Here is a 19,211-nt window from a genome sequence, read left to right as displayed (position 1 = left end):
CGCTCACTCCTTTACCCAGCGGGAAGCAAGGCTCGCCCTGGCCAGCGGCGAGATGATCACCGTTGACTTCACGGCAACCTCCCTGACCGACAACGAGCTGCTGATCGAAATCGAACCTCGAGACCGGCTGTTGAGGATTTCCCGAGAAGAGACGCTGATTGCCCGGCAAAAAACCATCAAAGTGCTCTCCCGGGGGCTGGCCCACGAGATCAAGAATCCGCTGGGAGGCATCCGCGGCGCGGCACAGCTACTAGAACGCGACCTGCCGGACCCGGCCCTCGTTGAATACACCCAGGTGATCATTGAAGAGGTGGATCGGCTGCGGGATCTGGTCGATCGCATGCTGGGCCCTCACTATCCTTGTCGCTATGAGCCCGTGAATATCCACAGGGTGGTGGAGCGGGTGCGCACTCTGCTTCTGGTGGAACACCCGGGTATCGACTACCTGCGGGACTACGATCCTAGCCTGCCGGAACTGGTCGGTGACGAAGACCAGTTGATCCAGGCGCTGCTCAACGTGGCAGGCAACGCCGTACAGGCCATGGAGGCGAGCCCCAGCGAAACGTCGCGGCTGACGCTGCGTACTCGCGCAAAACGCCAGTTCACATTGGGCACCGAATGTCATCGGCTGGTCTGTGAAATTGCCGTGATCGATAACGGCCCGGGCGTTCCGGAACGCCTGCGGGATACGCTCTTTTATCCCATGATTTCGGGGCGTGCCGAGGGCAGCGGTCTGGGGTTGGCCATCGCTCAATCGATATTGCATAAGCATCACGGTTTGATCGAAAGCGAGTCCCGACCCGGGCATACCGAATTTCGCCTGCTTATCCCTCTGGAAGCAACCGCCAACTCACTCGTGGAGGCTCTATGACCGAGATGGCTCGTGTCGTCATCGTCGATGATGATCGCAGCATTCGCTGGGTGCTCGAACGTGCGCTCGCGCAGCCGGACATCAAGATTCAAAGTTTCGAGCGGGCGGACCATGCCCTCGAAACACTGCTAAGTGACCCGCCAGAGGTGCTGCTGACTGATATCCGCATGCCCGGGCTTGATGGCCTGGATCTACTGGCGCAGGTTCGTAACGCCCATCCAGATCTGCCGGTGATCGTCATGACGGCGCACTCGGATCTGGACAGCGCAGTGGCGTCCTATCAGGGCGGCGCCTTCGAGTATTTGCCCAAGCCCTTCGATGTTGACGAAGCCCTGGCGCTGGTGAGACGAGCAATCGCTCATGCTCGCGAACGCCGCACGCCGGCCAGCATTCCTGTCCGACTGGCGACGGAGATCATCGGCGAGGCGCCGGCCATGCAGGAGGTGTTTCGCGCCATTGGTCGCTTGGCGCAATCCCATATCACCGTGCTCATCAACGGGGAATCCGGCACCGGCAAGGAGCGGGTGGCCCAAGCCTTGCACCAGCACAGCCCGCGCAAGGCTCAGCCCTTCGTTGCCTTGAACATGGCCGCGATTCCCAAGGAGCTGATGGAGTCCGAGCTGTTCGGTCATGAAAAGGGCGCCTTCACCGGCGCCAGCACTCAGCGTCAGGGGCGCTTCGAGCAGGCGGATGGCGGCACGTTGTTTCTCGATGAGATCGGCGACATGCCGCCGGATACCCAGACTCGCTTGCTCCGGGTGCTGGCAGACGGTGAGTTCTATCGTGTCGGCGGCCATCGTCCCGCCAAGGTCGATGTGCGTATCATCGCGGCCACCCATCAGCATCTTGAACGGCTGGTCGCGGAAGGACGCTTTCGTGAAGACCTGTTTCATCGACTCAACGTGATTCGCATTCGACTGCCGCGTCTGGCGGAGCGTAGCGAAGACATTCCCCGTCTGGCTCAGCACTTTCTCGCCGAAGCCGCCCGAGAACTTTCAACGCAGACCAAGCTGTTGACCCCGGCTACCGAGCAGCATCTGACCCGCTTGCCTTGGCCTGGGAACGTGCGTCAGCTGGAGAATACCTGCCGCTGGCTGACGGTCATGGCGTCCGGGCGTGAAATTTTGATCGACGACTTGCCGGCGGAGCTTCGGGATGTCGAGAGTGCGGAGCACGAAATCGAGGACTGGCGCAGGGCTTTTCGCGTCTGGGCCGATCGCACCTTGAGCGCGGGGCACACGCATTTGTTTGGTCAGGCGGTATCGGAGTTCGAGCGTATTCTCATCGAATCCGCGCTCAAACATACCGGGGGGCGCAAGGGGGAAGCGGCGGAGCTGCTGGGCTGGGGGCGTAATACCCTAACCCGCAAGCTGAAAAACACGGTTTTCGAGTAAGGGGCTTGAAATTTTATCGTCAACATCCATCTTTGCCTGTAGCAAGCCATGGAATGCAATCGGCTTTGCTGAAAGGTACATCATCACTGACTTTTGTAAGGAGGTGTTTGGTCATGTTCGGAGATCTTTGGCGTTCCAACGGCTCCAGATCTGCGGATTTTGATTGGTTCCGGCAGGTCATGGACGAATTCTTTCCCCAGGCTACCTCGGATATCCGTTCGGTGCCCCGCGGCACCTTTCCCATGATCAATATGGGCCGTACGGAAGATGCCGTTCTGGTATACGTATTTGCACCGGGCTTGACGTCTGATGAGCTCGACGTGAGCGTGCAGGACAACGTGCTGACCTTGCATGGCCGTCGCTCATCCGTTGCGGATGAGGGCGAGCGCCAGCAGCGTGCCTACTATCGCCAGGAGCGTTTCAGCGGTGAATTCTCGCGCTCCGTCACGTTGCCCGATGGTGTCGACACCGAACGGGCCGAGGCAAAAGCTGCCAACGGATTGGTGGAAATTCATCTGCCCAAGCGCGAGGAAATGAAGCCTCGCCGCGTCGAAATAAAGACGGCTTGAGACCAAGGGAGGTGTGAGCCATGAATGATGTCACCAAACGTGAAACCAACCGCGATGTCACGACACAACAGGAACAGCGCCGTACGCTGTTGCCGGCAGTCGATATCTACGAGCAGGATGATGCTCTTCATGTGATTGCCGATATGCCGGGGGTCACCCAGGAGTCGCTGCATATCGAGGTGGATCACAACGTGCTGAGCATTGAAGGCGATATCAAGATCGATATGCCAAGCGGTGTTTCTGCTTCCTACGCGGAGATACGCGGCGATCAGTACGCGCGTCGCTTCACGCTGAGTCATGAGATCGATACCGAGTCGATCCAAGCTGAAGTTCGCGATGGGGTCTTGCGCCTGGTATTGCCCAAGCGCGAGACGCATCGTCGTCGGCGTATCGATGTCAAGGCGGCCTGATTTCGTCAGCGTAGGTAATGTGCCAAGCGCCTTTCTTTTTGGAAGGCGCTTTTTTGATCCATCAGGCTTAAAATGATCGTGTTTTTTGTGCAGCGCACCTAAGCTGGAAAAATGCGCCACTTAACGGCAAGATGATCGGCGTATTTTTTGAGTGTGCCTGCGGGACGCAAAGGCCGCCGCCATCTAAAGAGGAACTAGTCACAATGACCGATATTACCCAACTGTTGGGCGACGAAGCCGACAGCCTGCTCAATCATACCTGCAGCGGATTCAAGAAAGAGGATCTGTACCTGCCCGGCCCTGATTTCGTCGATCGGGTGATGATGGACAGCGACCGCAATCCTCTTGTGATGCGCAACATGCAGATGCTGTTCAACAGCGGCCGTTTGGCGGGCACCGGATACTTGAGCATGTTGCCGGTGGATCAGGGGATCGAACATTCTGCTGGCGCTTCTTTCGCCCCCAACCCTATGTACTTCGACCCCAAGAACATCGTCGAACTGGCCATCGAAGGGGGCTGCAACTGTGTCGCCTCGACCCTTGGCGTGCTCTCCTCCGTGGCGCGGCGCTATGCCCATAAGATCCCGATGATGCTCAAGCTCAATCACAACGAGACCTTGACCTACCCGGCGATCTACGACCAGACCCTGTTCGCCCAGGTCGAGCAGGCCCATAACATGGGTTGCATCGCGGTCGGCGCAACCATCTATTACGGCTCCCCGGAAAGCCGTCGTCAGATTATGGAAATCAGCGAAGCCTTCGAGCGCGCTCACGAGCTGGGCATGGTGACGGTGCTGTGGTCCTATCTGCGTAATCCCGACTTCAAGAAGGATGGCACCGACTACCACGTCTCTTCTGACCTCACCAGTCAGGCGGTTCACCTGGCGGCAACCATCAAGGCGGACATCGTTAAGCAGAAGCTGCCGGAGAACAACGGCGGGTACAAGGCGGTCGGTTTCGGTCATACCCATGACAAGGTCTATGATGAGCTGACCTCGGACAACCCCATCGATCTGGCTCGCTACCAGGTGGCCAACTGCTTCATGGGTCGTGCTGGATTGATCAACTCCGGTGGTGGCTCCAAGGGGCATTCCGACATGGGTGAGGCGGTGCGTACCGCGGTCATCAACAAGCGTGCCGGCGGTATGGGCTTGATTTCCGGGCGCAAGGCGTTCCAGAAGCCGATGAAGGAAGGCGCGGCGCTGCTTAATGCGATTCAGGATGTGTATCTGTCCAAAGATGTCACTATTGCTTAAGAACGGCTGATTTGCCGCATTACTGACGACATAAATCAGATCTTTCTTGCAGTATCGTGAATGGTCTAGCGAAAAAAGGGCCCGGTCACAATGACCGGGCCCTTCGCTTTGGTGCTTTCCGACAGCGTCGTTAAGCAGTTGTCGTTTCTTCCAGCAGTTGCTCGACCTGCTCCACGACGTTGTCCACGGTGAAGCCGTAGTACTTGAACAGCGCGTCTGCCGGGGCGGATTCGCCGAAGCTGTGCATGGCGATGATGCGGCCCTGAAGTCCGACGTATTTGTACCAGTAGGCGTAGTGGCTGGCTTCGATGGCCACACGCTTGGTCATGGTGGACGGCAGGACAGACTCACGATAGCTGACAGGCTGGGCATCAAAAATGTCCGTGGAAGGCAGCGACACGACGCGCACCGCCTTGCCCTTGGCTTCCAAGGCGTCGGCTGCTTCCATGGCCAGACCCACTTCGGAGCCGGTCGCGATCAGAATGGCCTCGAAAGGCTCATCGCTGTCCTTGAGCACGTAGCCGCCGCGACGAATCTCCGCCAGCTGCTGCTTGTCACGCTGCTGATGGGGCAGGTTCTGCCGGGACAGTACCAGGGCCGTCGGCGCGCCTTGGCGCTTGAGAGCGATGCGCCAGGCCACGGCGGTTTCGACCGCATCCGCCGGTCGCCAGGTCGAAAGGTTGGGCGTCGAGCGCAGGGCTCCCATCTGCTCGATGGGCTGATGGGTCGGGCCATCCTCGCCCAGACCAATGGAGTCGTGGGTGAACACGTAGATGGTCTGCAGGTTCATCAGCGCCGCCAGACGCACGGCGTTGTGCATGTACTCCATGAAGGTCAGGAAGGTGGCGCCGTAGGGAATGAAGCCACCGTGGGCGGCAATACCGTTCATGATCGCCCCCATGCCGAACTCCCGCACGCCGTAATGCAGATAGTTGCCGCCATGGTGGTCGCGGTTGATGGCCTTGGAATCCTTCCAGAAAGTCAGGTTGGATGGCGCCAGGTCGGCGCTGCCGCCGAACAGTTCCGGCAGCTGTGGGCCGAGTTCGTTGAGGCAGGCCAGTGACGCCTTGCGGCTGGCGATGCTTTCATCGCGTTCCTGGGTTTGCTCGATCAGCTTTTCGGTATTCAGTGTCATGGGCAGTTCGCCCTTGAGTCGTCGCTTGAACTCCTTGGCAAGCTCCGGGTGCGCCTCGGCGTAGCGTTCAAAGCGTACGTTCCACTCGTCTTCGACCTGCTGGCCTCGCTCGCTGGCGTCCCAGCCCTTGTAGAGCTCTTCCGGCACATGAAACGGTGCATGTGACCAGCCCAGCTGCTCCCGGGCGGCAGCAACTTCGTCTTCACCCAGCGGGGATCCGTGAGTGGCTTCGGTGCCTTGCTTGTTAGGCGCGCCAAACCCGATGATGGTCTTGCACATGATCAAGCTGGGGCGATCGTCATTTTGGCGAGCCAGTTCGACGGCAGCCTTGATTTCCTCGGGCTTGTGGCCATCGACGTTGGGCACTACGTGCCAGCCGTAGGCTTCGAAGCGCTTGGCGGTATCGTCGGTGAACCAGCCCACGGTTTCGCCGTCAATGGAAATACCGTTGTCATCATAAAAGACGGTCAGCTTGCCCAGACCCTGGGTGCCGGCCAGAGAGCAGACCTCGTGGGAAATACCTTCCATCAGGCAGCCATCTCCTACGAAGGCGTAGGTATGGTGATCGACGATGGCATGTCCCGGTTTATTGAACTGAGCGGCCAGGGTGCGTTCTGCAATGGCCATGCCGACGGCGTTGGCCAGACCCTGACCCAACGGGCCGGTGGTAGTCTCGACCCCGGGGGTATAACCCAGCTCAGGATGCCCTGGCGTCTTTGAGTGCAGCTGACGAAAGTTCTGTAGGTCCTCGAGGGTCAGCTCATAGCCGGTCAGGTGCAACAGCGAATAAAGAAGCATTGAGCCATGGCCATTGGACAGTACGAAACGGTCACGATCCGCCCAGTGCGGATTGGCCGGATTGTGCTTCAAATAGTCGTTCCACAGCACTTCGGCAATATCGGCCATGCCCATGGGGGCGCCGGGATGACCGGACTTGGCCCTCTGTACGGCATCCATGGACAGTGCACGAATGGCATTCGCCAACTCGAAACGGGACGGCATCGTAAAGCTCCTCGCCTAGGGCAAATGAACAGAGATAGTAGTACAGCGTAGTGAAATGACCACCACTATCCGTTCTATGATGTGATGCCGGCCAAGAGCCGGCATGAAAATCGGGGGATTATTGTCGCCGAGTTGTGGATATCCATCAAATACCGGTCACGAATTTCAATCGAGAAGAGGACCGCGGCAACCCTATTGAGGCATCGATGGCAGCCTGCTAGGCAGTCGCTGGGGGAGCGTGTAGACTTTTTGCCTTCAGGCCCCGGGTCTTGTATGAAAAGGCCCTGCAAGAAAGGTCTTGTCTGAAACTGTCTGCGCTTGCGGCTGGATTTTCACCGTCCGGTATTGCGTGATCGTTTGACTGCATTTTTCGTCACCCACGAAGGGGTGCCAAGGAGGGCCGAATAGGCCATGAGCGAATATTCTCTGTTTACGTCTGAATCCGTATCCGAAGGTCATCCTGACAAGATTGCCGATCAGATATCCGACGCGGTACTCGATGCCATCATCGCCCGGGACAAACAGGCGCGAGTCGCCTGTGAAACCCTGGTCAAGACCGGAGTGGCAATCGTTGCCGGCGAAATCAGTACTTCGGCCTGGGTCGATCTGGAAGAGCTGGTGCGCGAGGTGATTCTGGAGATCGGCTACAACTCTTCCGATGTCGGTTTCGATGGCGAAACCTGCGGCGTGCTCAATCTGATCGGCAAGCAGAGCGTGGATATTGCCCAGGGGGTCGATCGCAGCAAGCCGGAAGACCAGGCGCCGGTGACCAGGGGCTGATGTTCGGCTATGCGACCAACGAGACCGACACCTACATGCCCGCGCCGATTCATTACGCCCACCGCCTGGTTGAGCGTCAGTCGGAGCTGCGCAAGAACGGCATGCTGCCCTGGCTGCGCCCAGACGCCAAGAGTCAGGTGAGCTTTCGCTATGGCGACGATGGCAAGCCCCAGGCGGTAGAGGCGGTGGTGCTTTCCACCCAGCACGATCCGGATATCGCTCAGGAAGATCTGCGCAAGATGGTCAAGCGCGAGATCATCGAGCAGGTACTGCCGGCAGAATGGTTGACCGACAAGACCCAGTACCACATCAACCCCACCGGCAAGTTCGTCATTGGCGGGCCTGTGGGCGACTGCGGCCTGACCGGACGCAAGATCATCGTCGATACCTATGGCGGCATGGCGCGCCACGGTGGCGGGGCGTTTTCCGGCAAGGATCCGTCCAAGGTGGATCGTAGTGCCGCCTATGCCGGACGCTACGTGGCCAAGAACCTGGTCGCCGCCGGGCTTGCGGACAAGTGCGAGATTCAAGTGTCCTATGCCATCGGCGTTGCCGAGCCTACCTCCGTGTCGATCAATACCTTTGGCACAGCGCGTATCAGCGACGACAGAATCGTCGAGCTGGTGCGGGAGCATTTCGATCTGCGGCCCTTTGCCATTTCGCGCATGCTCGATCTGCAACACCCCATGTATCGACTCACCGCTGCCTATGGCCACTTCGGCCGCGAGCCTTTCGAGCATAGTTACACCTGGAAGGATGTGCACGGCGAGAAGCATACCGAGACCTTTACCGCGTTCCCTTGGGAAAAACTCGACAAGGTGGAGGCGCTGCGCGCCGCTGCGGAACTTTGATGGTCAATACATTCGTCGTCGAGACACGCACTGCCAGGATGGCATCTGTCGTTCTTCGGCAACAGCGAATGGATAAAACTGGCAACGATCTGTGCCATTAAAGACATAAACGTGCACTTTAAGGTGTGATCCTGGACACTTTTGTAGATGTAGGTCCATAGTCACTGGCGCAAGAGTCCGTTCGAATGGATATGAGGATGTGAATCATGGAAAACCGCAAGATTACGTTGTTTGCCGCCCTGATACTTTCCGGCGCATTGCTCGCTGGCTGCGGTGATGACGAGTCCGACACTGAAACCACGACGGAATCCGCTACCAACCAGTCCGAACCCGCTCCAGACAGCACGACGGCTGAGGATGACGCCATGGATCAGGGTGCTACGGACACCATGGCCGAGGACGCTCAAGAGGAAAGCCGTGCTGCTTCACCCTCAGGCGCGGATGCGTCCGGCAACATGGGCTCCGACACTTCAGGCAGCATGTCCGATAGCGAAAGATCACCTGACGCGACCAATGGCAGTGCCAGCGGCACGCAGACACCGCAGAACGATCAGTCTCAGTCCGGGCAAAGCGCGAACTAACGATGTCGAACGAAGCAAGGCTTCAGCCTTGCGCAGAAATGCCGATAGTCAAGAAGGGATGGCGATCAATTGTCATCCCTTCTTTCTATGTGAGTGAAAGTTGAAAAAAGAAAATATAGTATAGTGAACTTGCCCGGCGCCAATGCTCTATTGGCGCCTCGTTGCTGCTGTTCGAGGGGCGCTGCAGTGTATGGCTATCCATGCGCGAGGCTCGGACAGGATGTCGCAAATGCAACGGCGCCCATTCCCCGGAATGGAGTAAGACAATGACAGCAATGGCCAAACCCGACGCTGCCACCCAGGATTACAAGGTTGCCGATATTGCCCTAGCGGATTGGGGCCGGCGCGAGATTCGCATCGCCGAAACTGAAATGCCGGCATTGATGAAGATTCGTGCCAAGTATCGCGACCAGCAGCCCCTTGCCGGTGCTCGGATCGCCGGCTGTATTCACATGACCATCCAGACCGCGGTTCTGATCGAGACCCTGATCGAGCTGGGCGCTTCCGTGCGTTGGTCTTCCTGCAACATCTTCTCGACCCAGGATCAGGCTGCCGCCGCCATTGCCGCTGCGGGTATCCCGGTATTTGCCTGGAAAGGCGAGACCGAAGAGGAGTTCTGGTGGTGCATCGAGCAGACCGTGAAAAGCGCGGACGGCTGGACGCCGAATATGGTGCTGGACGACGGCGGTGATCTGACCGGGCTCTTGCATGACAAGTACCCGGAGCTTTTGAATGACATCCACGGTATCTCCGAAGAGACGACTACCGGCGTGCATCGTCTGCAGGAAATGCTGCGGGACAGCACCCTCAAGGTGCCGGCGATCAACGTCAATGACGCGGTCACCAAGTCCAAGAATGACAACAAGTACGGCTGCCGCCACAGCCTGAACGATGCCATCAAGCGCGGCCTCGATCACCTGCTCTCTGGCAAGCAGGCTCTGGTAGTGGGCTATGGTGACGTGGGCAAGGGCTCTGCGGCCTCCTTGCGCCAGGAAGGCATGATCGTCAAAGTCACCGAGATCGATCCGATCTGCGCCATGCAGGCCTGCATGGACGGCTTTGAAGTGGTGTCGCCTTACCGCGATGGCGTCAATCAGGGCGGCGACAGCGTCGATAATGCCTTGCTGGGCAAGATTGATCTGGTAGTGACCTGCACCGGTAACGTCAATGCCTGCGATGCGCCCATGCTCAAGGCGCTCAAGAAGGGCGCAGTGGTGTGCAATATTGGCCACTTCGACAGCGAGATCGACACCGGCTATATGCGCAAGCAGTGGCACTGGGAAGAGGTCAAGCCCCAGGTCCACAAGATCTATCGTGACAGCACGCCCGATGACTTCGACCCGGAAAGCAGCGATTATTTGATTCTGCTCTCGGAAGGTCGTCTGGTGAACCTGGGTAATGCCACGGGTCACCCATCGCGGATCATGGATGGCTCCTTTGCCAATCAGGTGCTGGCACAGATTCATCTTTATGAAGGGCGCTATGCCGAGCTATCGGACGACGACAAGGCCAGTGGTTTGACCTTGACCGTGCTGCCTAAGCATCTCGATGAAGAAGTCGCCCGCTACATGGTCGAAGGCTTTGGGGGTGTGATCACCAAGCTCAGCGACGAGCAGGCCAAGTACACTGGCATGGCGGTTGAGGGGCCGTTCAAGCCCGATGAATATCGCTATTAAACGCTGAATACCAAGCAAGTGGATTGATTAACGCCGCCTTCGGGCGGCGTTTTTTGTATTATTCTAATACTCCTACTGGCGTGGCCGGTTCAGAAAAACGAAGTAAAGGAAGGCGCATGCTGGATCTCATTGCAATCATCGTCTCGCTCACGGCACTTCTTGCCTGGCTCAATCATCAGTTCATTCGATTGCCCACCACCATTGGGGTCATGGCCATTGCCCTTGCGCTCTCGGCGGGGATGCATGGCTTGTCTTGGCTAGGCTATAGCGCGCTTGAGGATTACGCCGAAAGTCTGCTGTCCCAGATCGATTTCAATAAGCTTCTGATGGACGGCATGCTGTCGTTTCTGCTGTTTGCTGGCGCTTTGCACGTGGATCTGGACCGGCTCAAGCGCTATCGCTGGTCGATTGGCTTTCTGGCCACTTTTGGCGTGGTGATCTCGACTCTTGCTATTGGCGCCACCGCTTACTATCTGCTTGGTCTGTTCGGCTTTGCGGTGCCCTTCATGTACTGCCTGGTGTTCGGAGCGCTGATCTCCCCGACCGATCCCATTGCGGTACTGGGCATTCTACGCCAAGCCAATGCCCCGGCGGATCTGGAACTGCGTATCGTCGGTGAATCGCTGTTCAACGACGGTGTGGCGGTGGTGGTTTTCACCTTGCTGCTGGGCGCCGCCACGGGCAGCGAGGCGCTGACCTTTACTCACGCTGGCAAGCTGTTTTTGCTCGAGGCGGGGGGCGGTATCGCCCTGGGACTGGTAGTGGGGGGCGTGGCCTACTGGCTGATGCGCAGTATCGATGAATATCGCATCGAGGTGCTCATTTCTCTGGCCGTGGTGCTAGGAGGCTATGCGCTGGCGTTGGAGCTGCATGCCTCCGGGCCGATTGCCATGGTGGTGGCGGGCTTGCTGGTGGGCAACAAGGCACGCAAGAGCGCCATGTCGGATACGACTCGGCAGCAGCTTGATGCCTTCTGGGAACTGGTCGATGAAATCCTCAATACTCTGCTGTTCGTACTCATTGGGCTTGAGGTGTTGCTGATTCCTTTCGAATCCGAGCTTTTATGGGTCAGCGGCGGATTGATTGCCATCTTGCTGGTGGTGCGCTTCTCGACCATCGGCGTGCCGATCATGCTGTTGCGACGATATCTAGGCTTTCGTAAAGGCGCGGCTAGAATCCTGACTTGGGGTGGCTTGCGTGGGGGCATATCCGTAGCCCTAGCCCTGGCCATCCCCAGTGGTGACGAGAGAGACATACTGCTTACCGTCACTTATGTAATCGTGCTGTTCTCGATTCTGGTGCAAGGACTGACGATCGGCCGGGTCGTCAGTTCGCTGTTGGACAAGCCAAACAAATGATAGCGCGATAGAAGCGGCGCCTTCAGCCTCTGCATAGCGTTGACTATGTGCGAGATGCTCAATTTGCCAAGCATCGAACATCCACCGTAATAGGAGATTCAGCTTATTTTCAGGCAGTAACGGCACACTGGCGATCATTTCATCGTCAGGAACCTGTGCCATGTCCTTTTCTTCGGCCGATGCGTCATTGTCTCGGCGTCAGTTGCTCAAGGTGGCGACCGCGCTTGGGCTATCTACCGCCGCGTTGGGGCTGCGCCCAGCCTGGGCCAGCCCCAACGGCATCAGTAACGTCTATCCGCATGGCGCCGTACAGGGCCGCGATATCGCTCTTGCGGTACGCCGTGAAACGCTGAATATCGCCGGTCGGAAAGCGCTTCCCATTACCCTCAATGGCACCAGCCCCGGCCCCTTGATTCGCCTGCGTGAAGGCGATGATGCTTCCCTCAAGGTCGCCAATCTTCTCGACGAGGATACCTCGATACATTGGCACGGCCTGATTTTGCCGCCGGAAATGGATGGCGTGCCGGGAATCAGTTTCGCCGGCATCGAGCCGGGGCAGACCTTCACCGCGCGCTTTCCCGTCACTCAGAACGGCACCTACTGGTACCACAGTCATTCGGGGTTGCAGGAGCAGCTCGGTCACGCCGGGCCGCTGATCATCGACGCTGCGGAGCCCGAGCCGTTCTCCTACGACCGCGAGCATGTGCTACTGCTGACCGACTGGACCTTCGAGGAGCCCGAATCGGTCTTTCGCCACTTGAAGGTAGCGGAGGGCTACTACAACTACCAAGAGCGCACGATCGCCGATTTCTTCAATGACGTGGCGAAAAACGGCCTTGCCGATACAGTGGCGCAGCGCTCGATGTGGGAACAGATGCGCATGAGTTCCCGGGATATCGCTGACGTCACCGGGAGCACCTATACCTATCTGTTGAACGGCCATGCCTCCATCGACAACTGGACGGCGCTATTCAAATCGGGTGAAAAGCTGCGGCTGCGGGTGATCAATGGCTCGGCGATGAGCTATTTCGATGTGCGCATTCCGGGACTCAAGATGACCGTGATCGCCGCCGACGGCCAGCCGGTGCAGCCGGTGCCGGTCGATGAGTTCCGTATTGCCGTGGCGGAAACCTATGACGTGCTCGTGGAGCCCGAGACGGATCGCGCCTATACGATCTTCGCGGAATCCATGGATCGTAGCGGCTATGTGCGGGGCACCCTCGCGCCACGCCTGGGCATGGTGGCGCCCATTCCCGAGCGGCGTCGGATCGCCGATCGTGGCATGGAAGCCATGGCCGGGCATGGCGGCATGGATCACTCGGCCATGGCAGGTATGAACGACTCCGGCATGTCAGGCATGGATCATTCGGGCATGCAGGGCATGGACCACTCGAACATGCAGGGTATGGATCATTCGGCCATGGCAGGTATGGACCACTCGAACATGCAGGGCGCCATGCCGGCAGGCGGTCTGTTGCCTGTTGGTGCGGCGCAGCCTGGCTCCCGCTATGACCAGCCGGGGATTGGGATCGATCCTGGTAAACGCCGCGTCCTGACCTACCGCGACTTGAAAGCCTACTCCCCCTGGCCGGATCGGCGACCGCCGGGACGCGAGCTGGAATTGCAGTTGACTGGCAACATGGAACGCTACATGTGGTCGTTTGATGGCAAGAAGTTCAGCGAGGTCGATGGTCCCATTCTCTTCGAGCACGGCGAGCGGCTGCGGTTGATCTTCTTCAATACCACCATGATGGAGCATCCCATTCACCTGCATGGCATGTGGATGGAACTCGAGAACGGGGCTGGTGAGCTGATCCCACGTAAGCACACCCTGAACGCCAAGCCGGGTGAGCGCGTCTCTGCCCTGGTCAGCGCCGATGCACCGGGAAGCTGGGCGTTTCACTGCCATCTTCTCTATCACATGGATGCCGGCATGTTCCGGGTCGTCAAGGTCGCTTGAGGAGTTTTAGTCGATGCGGTTTATTGCAAAAGAATTAGCCGGTGCAAGCGCACTGGCGATAATGCTGGCAGTACCGGCCCAGGCCGATGACTATGACGCGCCTCCCGGCTGGGGAGCGCCGATGACGGAGCACAATTTCGGTACCTTCCTCGTCGATCGTCTTGAATATGACTGGACCGATGAGAATGAAGAGGCGGTGGTCTGGGATTTCCAGGGCTGGTACGGCGGCGACATCCAGCGTGTCTATATCAAAGGCGAAGGCGCAAATGTCCAGGGCGACGGTGAAGATGCCGAGTTCGAGTCTCTCGATCTGCTCTATAGTCACCTGATTTCCGATTTCTGGGAGCTGCAGGGCGGCGTCGGTTATCAAGGCGGCATTGCCTCGAACGATCATTCAGAGCGTGGCTTCGCCGTGCTAAGCCTGTTCGGTCAGATGCCCTATCGCTTCGAGGTCGATACGTCGCTCAGAGTCAGCGACGAAGGCGATGTGTCCGCAGATTTCGAGGCCGAATATGAGCTACGCCTGACTCAGCGCACGTATCTGCAGCCGCGCACCGAAATCGCTGTCGCCGCCCAGGAAGTGCCCGAATTCGGCGTGGGCGAGGGGCTCAACTCGGCACGCTTCGGCCTGCGGCTACGCTACGAAATTTCCCGCAAATTCGCGCCCTATGTTGGCGGCTATTGGCAGAAGCAATACGGCGACACTGCCGACATATCTCGAGAATTAGGTAACGCACCGGAAGGAACCGGTGTGGTGGCCGGCCTGCGAATGTGGTTCTAAACAAACCTATGTAAACCACCATCCAACCCATGAGTCTTTTGAGGTAATACCATGCGTCAACTGTTGTTAGCGATCACACTGGGATTGACTGCCACCGCCGCCTTGGCCGGCGCTGGTCATGATGGAAGTGAACAGAACATATCAGAAGCAGAAATCGACCGTACCATTGAAGTGACGGCTGGGGATCTATGGTTCAAGCCGAATGACCTTGTCATTGCGCCGGGTGAAACAGTGAAGTTCGTCATCGAGAACCTTGGCCAAATTGAGCACGAATTCGTCATCGGGGCTGCCGATGCGCAGAAAGAGCATCGCGAAATGATGCTGGATATGGCATCCGGCGACGGTAGACATCACGACATGTCAGCAGGCCATCACAGCGCGGGGAACAACGTCATGCCAGCCGTCACGGTGGCCAGTGGTGAAACCAGAACGCTCGTCTGGACAGCGCCTGATACGGCAAATAATGACCTTATCTATGCCTGCAATATTGCCGGCCATTTCGAAGGCGGTATGCACGGCGAACTGAAGGTGAAGGATTGAAATGAGGCTGCTGCTCGTCGAGGACGATGATCTGCTGGCCGAGAGCCTATCGGAAGCATTGGAAGACGAAGGCTATCGGGTGGACGTTGCCGGCCTGGTGCATGAGGCGGATGCCTTGATGAATAGTGAGGACTATAGCCTTGCGATACTCGACCTTGGATTGCCGGATGGCTCGGGTCTCGAGCTGTTGAAACGGTGGCGGCGCAGTGGCCGCCATCTGCCGATCCTCGCCTTAACCGCCCGGGATAGCTGGGAAGACAAGGTAGAAGGCCTGCACGGTGGCGCGGATGACTATTTGACCAAGCCCTATTACGAGGCCGAACTGCTGGCCCGGCTGCATGCTTTGCTGCGCCGGGGTAGCCGCGCTGTGGAAACCACCTTGAGTGTCAATGGCGTCGTCCTGGATGAAGCGACCAAACGTGTGTGCGATGCCGATGGCACCTGGCATGCCCTGACCGCGACGGAATACTGCTTGTTGCGTTACCTGATGCGCCATCCGGATCGCGTACTCTCCAAGGGCCAATTGCTGGAACAGCTTTATACCCTGGAGCAGGATGCCGCCGCCCCTAATCTGGTCGAGGTATATGTGGGCCGGTTACGAAGACTGCTGGGTAAGAACCGTATCCAGACGCGGCGTGGGCAGGGCTATGTCTTTCCTTCCCTTTGATCGCCGTAGCCTGCGCTTTAATCTACTGATCCGATTGGGGTTGGTGGCATTGGTCATCGTGGGGGTTACCTGGTTTCTGCATGGCATTCTGTTGCGGGATTTGGCCTGGGAATTTCTGGGCGACCGGCTGCGTCAGGAAGCCCGCTTTACCCTCGCCAGGGTAGAGCGCCTGGAAGGGGCGCCTGGACAATGGCTGGAATCGGACTCGCCGACCAGAGAGGTCTTTCATCATCTTTATGTATTGCGCGTCGGTGACCGGACCTACTCGTCGCACCCGGACTGGCTCGCGCCTCTGGAGCCGTATCTGGACGATGAAGGCGCACGACTTTTCGAGGTGCAATGGCAGGGGCGCCAACTGCTCGTCTACCGAGACAGCTTCGAATTGAATGGCAAGCCTGGGGTGTTGTTGGTAGGGGAGGACTTCGCTCAGGTAGAGGAGGGCCTGGGGGCGCTGCACTGGTGGGTGGGGGGGATTGCGGGCCTCGTTCTGTACTGCTGATCCTCATGAATCTGTTGGCGGTCAACCGCAGTCTTCGTCCCTTGGCGCGGTTGCAGCACCAGCTCGCCGAGTTTCAGACAGGCCAGCGTGAGCGGCTCGACCTCGATTGTCCCTCTGAGCTGGACGGTCTACTCATACAGCTGAACCACTTCATGGATGAGTTACAGCGCCGTTTGCAACGCTCCCGCGAGGCGGTCGCCAATCTCTCGCATACGCTGCAAACCCCCTTGGCGGCGGTGACCCAGGTGCTACGTGGTCGGCGATCGATCGATGATCAACGTCGCCGGCGCATGCTCGAGCGCCTGGAAGGCATGCAGGCGCAGTTGACCTCCGAGTTGCGGCGGGCACGCTTTGCTGGCCCGGGCAGTGCCCTGCACAGCGTGGTCGCCCAGGAGGCGGGCACCTTGGTCGACATGATGCGAACGCTCTACCCCGACAAGCGCTTCGAGCTCCATGTTGAGCTGCCATCGAAGCACAGCGTCGCGGTGGAACGCCAGGATCTCAACGAGATGCTGGGCATCGTGCTGGATAACGCGGGCAAATGGGCGCGTAAATATGTGGTATGCCGCATACGTCAAGACCAGGGGCTGGTCTTCGAGATCGAGGACGATGGACCAGGCGTGCCCGTGCCGGCGTTATCCCAACTCGGTGAGCGGGGTAAACGCCTGGATGAAAGCACACCCGGGCACGGGCTGGGGCTGGCGATTCTGAAGCAGATCGTCGCGCAGTATCGTGGCACGGTGACGTTCTCTGCTTCGAATGAAGGAGGGTTATATGTGCGTATCGAACTGCCCTGTTAAGGAAAATTCAAAATAAGTGTGGCTCATCGACATTTCATATGGGTTTGGCCTGATCCAGCATGCCCACGACAGGAGGTATAGCGTGCGCCACTTGAGCCCCCGTTGGCGGCGAATCTTGCTCGGGATGGCGATACTGGCCATTTTCTTCGTCACGTTGTTCGTGCTGTGGCGTGCCGGTGTGCTGGATCTCTTGCGCGATAGCCAAGGCCTCGAACAGGCGGTGACACGACTCGGGCCCTATGGTCCGATGTTGATCATCGGGCTGATGACACTCGCCATCGTCATGAGCCCGATCCCCAGCGCACCGATCGCTCTTGCTGCCGGGGCGGCCTACGGGCATCTTTGGGGCACCCTCTACATAGCCATCGGCTCTGAAGCCGGTGCGCTGATCGCCTTCACCATCGCTCGTCTCATCGGCCACGATGCGCTAAAGACATGGTTGGGAACGCGATTGTCAACTGGCTTTCTGCATCGTTTCGTGACGTCGCAAAACGCCTTGATGATGGTCGTCTTTGCCACGCGCCTGATGCCCTTTCTTTCCTTCGATCTCGTTAGCTACGCCGTCGGTCTTACACCGCTCAAGGTCTGGCGTTTTGCCTTGGCGACTCTGCTCGGTATTTTGCCGGCGAGCTTTCTGCTAGCCCACTTTGGCGGCGAACTCGCCTCCGGCGATTTACAACGCGCCGGGTGGACGGTGCTCGCCCTGGGCGGGATCACTCTGCTTCCCGTGGCATGGAAGATGGCGCCATACCGTTATCGAAGAGTGTTGAAGCAGTGGTTGAGGTTAGAATAACCGTTAGACAGTCGCCCCGATACGTTCGATCGTTCTTGCATCGGGGCGCCACGAGGATGGGTTGAAGGGGATTATTCGCTGTCATTCTGCATGGATTGTTGAGCCTGCATGTGCTCCATCATCTGCTGCTGCATGCCTTGCATCATGTCCATGCACTGCTGCATCATTTCCTGACGCTGCTCGGGGTCCATGTTCTGCATGTTCTGGCCCATGCTGTCATTCATCATGCTGCCCATGGACTGATGCATTTGCTTCATTTGTTCCATGTGCTCTTGCATCAGCTGCTGTCGTTGCTGCGGATCTTGAGTGTTGTGGAACTCTTGCATCGTGCCTTGCATCGACTGCATGCGCTGCTGCATGTCGCCTTGGTTCATCATTCCCATGCCTTGACTCATCTTTCCGCCAGCGTCTTGCTGGCTGGAAGAAGCCTCCTGCTGGGCATAGGCCAGGGGCAAGGTCAACAAGGCCGCCATGGCAACAGTAATTACGATCTTTCTCATGACATCCTCCTTTTCTTCGACTGATGTTATAAGCAGTTAAAATAAGGTTATACAATATATCTGAAAATAAACTGAATGCACTGCCATAGTCATGCTATTGCGGCTGGAGCATCAAGTGGATTGATATTTACGGCATCTATAAAGCTATCTATCAATGGCAGCCCTCTGTTGTTCGAACGCACTTCCCCATGCCTCCCCTCTGTTCATACCGTACTTCGCATTGCCGTTCAGCGTTAATTCAGCCTGGCTGCATAGGCTGAAGGCTAATGAATATTAAGACATACACGTTTGCTTTTTCGCTTGGCCATTGGGCTGCCCATAGGTTTTAGACTGGTATCAGGATCTGTCGACAGGGTTACCACGAATAGAAGGAGATCTGACTATGCCGGGAAACATGATGGCGCATATGAATGGGTACGGCTGGGGGCATATGTTGTTCGGTGGGTTCATGATGGTTCTTTTTTGGGGTGGACTCATCGCTCTGGTCATCTGGCTGTTACGGGGCTTGGGACGACGCGATGCTGGCGTGCAGCGGCAGCCAAGTGCGCTTGACCTTCTGCAAGAACGTTACGCCCGGGGCGAGATCGACGAGCAGGAGTACGAAGAGCGCAAGCGCGTCCTAACGCATTGATTGCTCCCTACCACTTCTCCGCTCATTCAGCTTATATTCAGGAAAGGAGACTAGCGTTTACGTGGCGTGCTTATTGGTCTAGTTTTATAGGCAACTGTCATGTAACGGTTTTCTGCCGTACCAAAAAGACAGGGACGTACTGGCTATTGTTATCGTG

Annotated in this window: 18 protein-coding genes, 1 pseudogene and 1 riboswitch; of the genes and pseudogenes, 17 read left to right on the top strand and 2 right to left on the bottom strand. The window is 57.9% G+C overall.

From position 1 onward, the window contains the following. The 5 genes from glnL to CH74_RS14295 all read left to right on the top strand — a co-directional run. Positions 1–871: nitrogen regulation protein NR(II) (glnL, locus tag CH74_RS14315; protein ID WP_048308212.1), on the top strand; the 871-nt coding region annotated here is incomplete at its 5' end. Further along, on the top strand, positions 868–2,265 hold the full coding sequence (glnG, locus tag CH74_RS14310) for a nitrogen regulation protein NR(I) (RefSeq protein WP_048308211.1): 1,398 nt from the start codon (positions 868–870) through the stop codon (positions 2,263–2,265). The genes glnL and glnG, both read left to right, overlap by 4 nt. Positions 2,266–2,378: 113 nt before the next feature. Next, a complete protein-coding gene (locus CH74_RS14305) occupies positions 2,379–2,834 on the top strand; it encodes an Hsp20/alpha crystallin family protein (protein WP_048308210.1) in 456 nt (151 codons plus the stop codon). A gap of 20 nt (positions 2,835–2,854) precedes the next feature. Continuing rightward, positions 2,855–3,244, top strand: coding sequence for an Hsp20/alpha crystallin family protein (locus CH74_RS14300; RefSeq protein ID WP_048308209.1), 390 nt, complete (start codon positions 2,855–2,857; stop codon positions 3,242–3,244). A gap of 203 nt (positions 3,245–3,447) precedes the next feature. Then, positions 3,448–4,500 carry a class I fructose-bisphosphate aldolase gene (locus CH74_RS14295; RefSeq protein WP_048308208.1) on the top strand — a complete coding sequence of 351 codons (1,053 nt, stop codon included), beginning with the start codon at positions 3,448–3,450 and terminating at the stop codon, positions 4,498–4,500. Positions 4,501–4,630: 130 nt separating this feature from the next. Here CH74_RS14295 and tkt read toward each other — a convergent pair whose 3' ends face one another. Continuing rightward, entirely contained in the window at positions 4,631–6,637 is a 2,007-nt protein-coding gene (gene tkt, locus CH74_RS14290) for a transketolase (protein ID WP_048308207.1), read from the bottom strand. Positions 6,638–7,048: 411 nt separating this feature from the next. Between tkt and metK the strand changes: the two are divergent. From metK to CH74_RS14240, 11 genes and pseudogenes are all read left to right on the top strand, one after another. Further along, a pseudogene (gene metK / locus CH74_RS14285) lies at positions 7,049–8,268 on the top strand (methionine adenosyltransferase). A 206-nt stretch (positions 8,269–8,474) separates the two neighbouring features. Further along, the gene (locus CH74_RS14280; RefSeq protein WP_048308206.1) at positions 8,475–8,849 is read left to right on the top strand and encodes a hypothetical protein; all 375 of its coding nucleotides are present in this window, start codon (positions 8,475–8,477) and stop codon (positions 8,847–8,849) included. A gap of 167 nt (positions 8,850–9,016) precedes the next feature. Further along, positions 9,017–9,099: riboswitch (S-adenosyl-L-homocysteine riboswitch) on the top strand. Between the two features lie 16 nt (positions 9,100–9,115). Beyond that, positions 9,116–10,525 (top strand): adenosylhomocysteinase, encoded by a 1,410-nt coding sequence (gene ahcY, locus CH74_RS14275; RefSeq protein ID WP_048308205.1) that lies wholly within the window; start codon positions 9,116–9,118, stop codon positions 10,523–10,525. 116 nt (positions 10,526–10,641) lie between these two features. Then, positions 10,642–11,883, top strand: a complete 1,242-nt coding sequence (locus CH74_RS14270; RefSeq protein WP_048308204.1) for a sodium:proton antiporter — start codon at positions 10,642–10,644, stop codon at positions 11,881–11,883. A 160-nt stretch (positions 11,884–12,043) separates the two neighbouring features. After that, a complete protein-coding gene (locus tag CH74_RS14265; RefSeq protein ID WP_048308203.1) occupies positions 12,044–13,843 on the top strand; it encodes a copper resistance system multicopper oxidase in 1,800 nt (599 codons plus the stop codon). 13 nt (positions 13,844–13,856) lie between these two features. Further along, on the top strand, positions 13,857–14,624 hold the full coding sequence (locus tag CH74_RS14260; protein WP_048308202.1) for a copper resistance protein B: 768 nt from the start codon (positions 13,857–13,859) through the stop codon (positions 14,622–14,624). A gap of 51 nt (positions 14,625–14,675) precedes the next feature. Beyond that, positions 14,676–15,164 (top strand): plastocyanin/azurin family copper-binding protein, encoded by a 489-nt coding sequence (locus CH74_RS14255; protein ID WP_048308201.1) that lies wholly within the window; start codon positions 14,676–14,678, stop codon positions 15,162–15,164. A gap of 1 nt (position 15,165) precedes the next feature. Then, positions 15,166–15,831: a response regulator transcription factor gene (locus tag CH74_RS14250; RefSeq protein ID WP_048308200.1), complete on the top strand. Its 666-nt coding sequence runs from the start codon at positions 15,166–15,168 to the stop codon at positions 15,829–15,831. Further along, positions 15,812–16,330 carry a hypothetical protein gene (locus CH74_RS19675; protein ID WP_253273083.1) on the top strand — a complete coding sequence of 173 codons (519 nt, stop codon included), beginning with the start codon at positions 15,812–15,814 and terminating at the stop codon, positions 16,328–16,330. Before CH74_RS14250 ends, CH74_RS19675 begins: the two co-directional genes overlap by 20 nt. Before the next feature lie 5 nt (positions 16,331–16,335). Continuing rightward, positions 16,336–17,130: a sensor histidine kinase gene (locus CH74_RS19670; RefSeq protein WP_253273082.1), complete on the top strand. Its 795-nt coding sequence runs from the start codon at positions 16,336–16,338 to the stop codon at positions 17,128–17,130. An 82-nt stretch (positions 17,131–17,212) separates the two neighbouring features. Next, positions 17,213–17,923 (top strand): TVP38/TMEM64 family protein, encoded by a 711-nt coding sequence (locus tag CH74_RS14240; RefSeq protein ID WP_216594780.1) that lies wholly within the window; start codon positions 17,213–17,215, stop codon positions 17,921–17,923. 71 nt (positions 17,924–17,994) lie between these two features. Here the strand turns inward: CH74_RS14240 and CH74_RS14235 are convergent, their stop codons facing one another. Beyond that, positions 17,995–18,423, bottom strand: coding sequence for a hypothetical protein (locus tag CH74_RS14235; RefSeq protein ID WP_053070784.1), 429 nt, complete (start codon positions 18,421–18,423; stop codon positions 17,995–17,997). Between the two features lie 382 nt (positions 18,424–18,805). On the opposite strand from CH74_RS14235, the gene CH74_RS14230 reads away from it, so the two are divergent. Continuing rightward, entirely contained in the window at positions 18,806–19,054 is a 249-nt protein-coding gene (locus CH74_RS14230) for an SHOCT domain-containing protein (RefSeq protein ID WP_082140441.1), read from the top strand. Positions 19,055–19,211: the final 157 nt, after the last annotated feature.

It is taken from the genome of Halomonas sp. PR-M31, from assembly GCF_001039575.1.
Classification (GTDB): Bacteria; Pseudomonadota; Gammaproteobacteria; order Pseudomonadales; family Halomonadaceae; genus Modicisalibacter.
The sequence above is the reverse complement of the archived record's forward strand: the minus strand, read 5'-3'. Positions and strand labels throughout refer to the sequence as shown.

Excerpts from the sequence above, each read along its gene's own strand:
- glnG (WP_048308211.1), top strand. The coding sequence starts at position 868 with ATGACCGAGATGGCTCGTGTCGTCATCGTCGATGATGATCGCAGCATT.
- CH74_RS14305 (WP_048308210.1), top strand. The coding sequence starts at position 2,379 with ATGTTCGGAGATCTTTGGCGTTCCAACGGCTCCAGATCTGCGGATTTT.
- CH74_RS14300 (WP_048308209.1), top strand. The coding sequence starts at position 2,855 with ATGAATGATGTCACCAAACGTGAAACCAACCGCGATGTCACGACACAA.
- CH74_RS14295 (WP_048308208.1), top strand. The coding sequence starts at position 3,448 with ATGACCGATATTACCCAACTGTTGGGCGACGAAGCCGACAGCCTGCTC.
- tkt (WP_048308207.1), bottom strand. The coding sequence starts at position 6,637 with ATGCCGTCCCGTTTCGAGTTGGCGAATGCCATTCGTGCACTGTCCATG.
- CH74_RS14280 (WP_048308206.1), top strand. The coding sequence starts at position 8,475 with ATGGAAAACCGCAAGATTACGTTGTTTGCCGCCCTGATACTTTCCGGC.
- ahcY (WP_048308205.1), top strand. The coding sequence starts at position 9,116 with ATGACAGCAATGGCCAAACCCGACGCTGCCACCCAGGATTACAAGGTT.
- CH74_RS14270 (WP_048308204.1), top strand. The coding sequence starts at position 10,642 with ATGCTGGATCTCATTGCAATCATCGTCTCGCTCACGGCACTTCTTGCC.
- CH74_RS14265 (WP_048308203.1), top strand. The coding sequence starts at position 12,044 with ATGTCCTTTTCTTCGGCCGATGCGTCATTGTCTCGGCGTCAGTTGCTC.
- CH74_RS14260 (WP_048308202.1), top strand. The coding sequence starts at position 13,857 with ATGCGGTTTATTGCAAAAGAATTAGCCGGTGCAAGCGCACTGGCGATA.
- CH74_RS14255 (WP_048308201.1), top strand. The coding sequence starts at position 14,676 with ATGCGTCAACTGTTGTTAGCGATCACACTGGGATTGACTGCCACCGCC.
- CH74_RS14250 (WP_048308200.1), top strand. The coding sequence starts at position 15,166 with ATGAGGCTGCTGCTCGTCGAGGACGATGATCTGCTGGCCGAGAGCCTA.
- CH74_RS19675 (WP_253273083.1), top strand. The coding sequence starts at position 15,812 with ATGTCTTTCCTTCCCTTTGATCGCCGTAGCCTGCGCTTTAATCTACTG.
- CH74_RS19670 (WP_253273082.1), top strand. The coding sequence starts at position 16,336 with ATGAATCTGTTGGCGGTCAACCGCAGTCTTCGTCCCTTGGCGCGGTTG.
- CH74_RS14235 (WP_053070784.1), bottom strand. The coding sequence starts at position 18,423 with ATGAGAAAGATCGTAATTACTGTTGCCATGGCGGCCTTGTTGACCTTG.
- CH74_RS14230 (WP_082140441.1), top strand. The coding sequence starts at position 18,806 with ATGCCGGGAAACATGATGGCGCATATGAATGGGTACGGCTGGGGGCAT.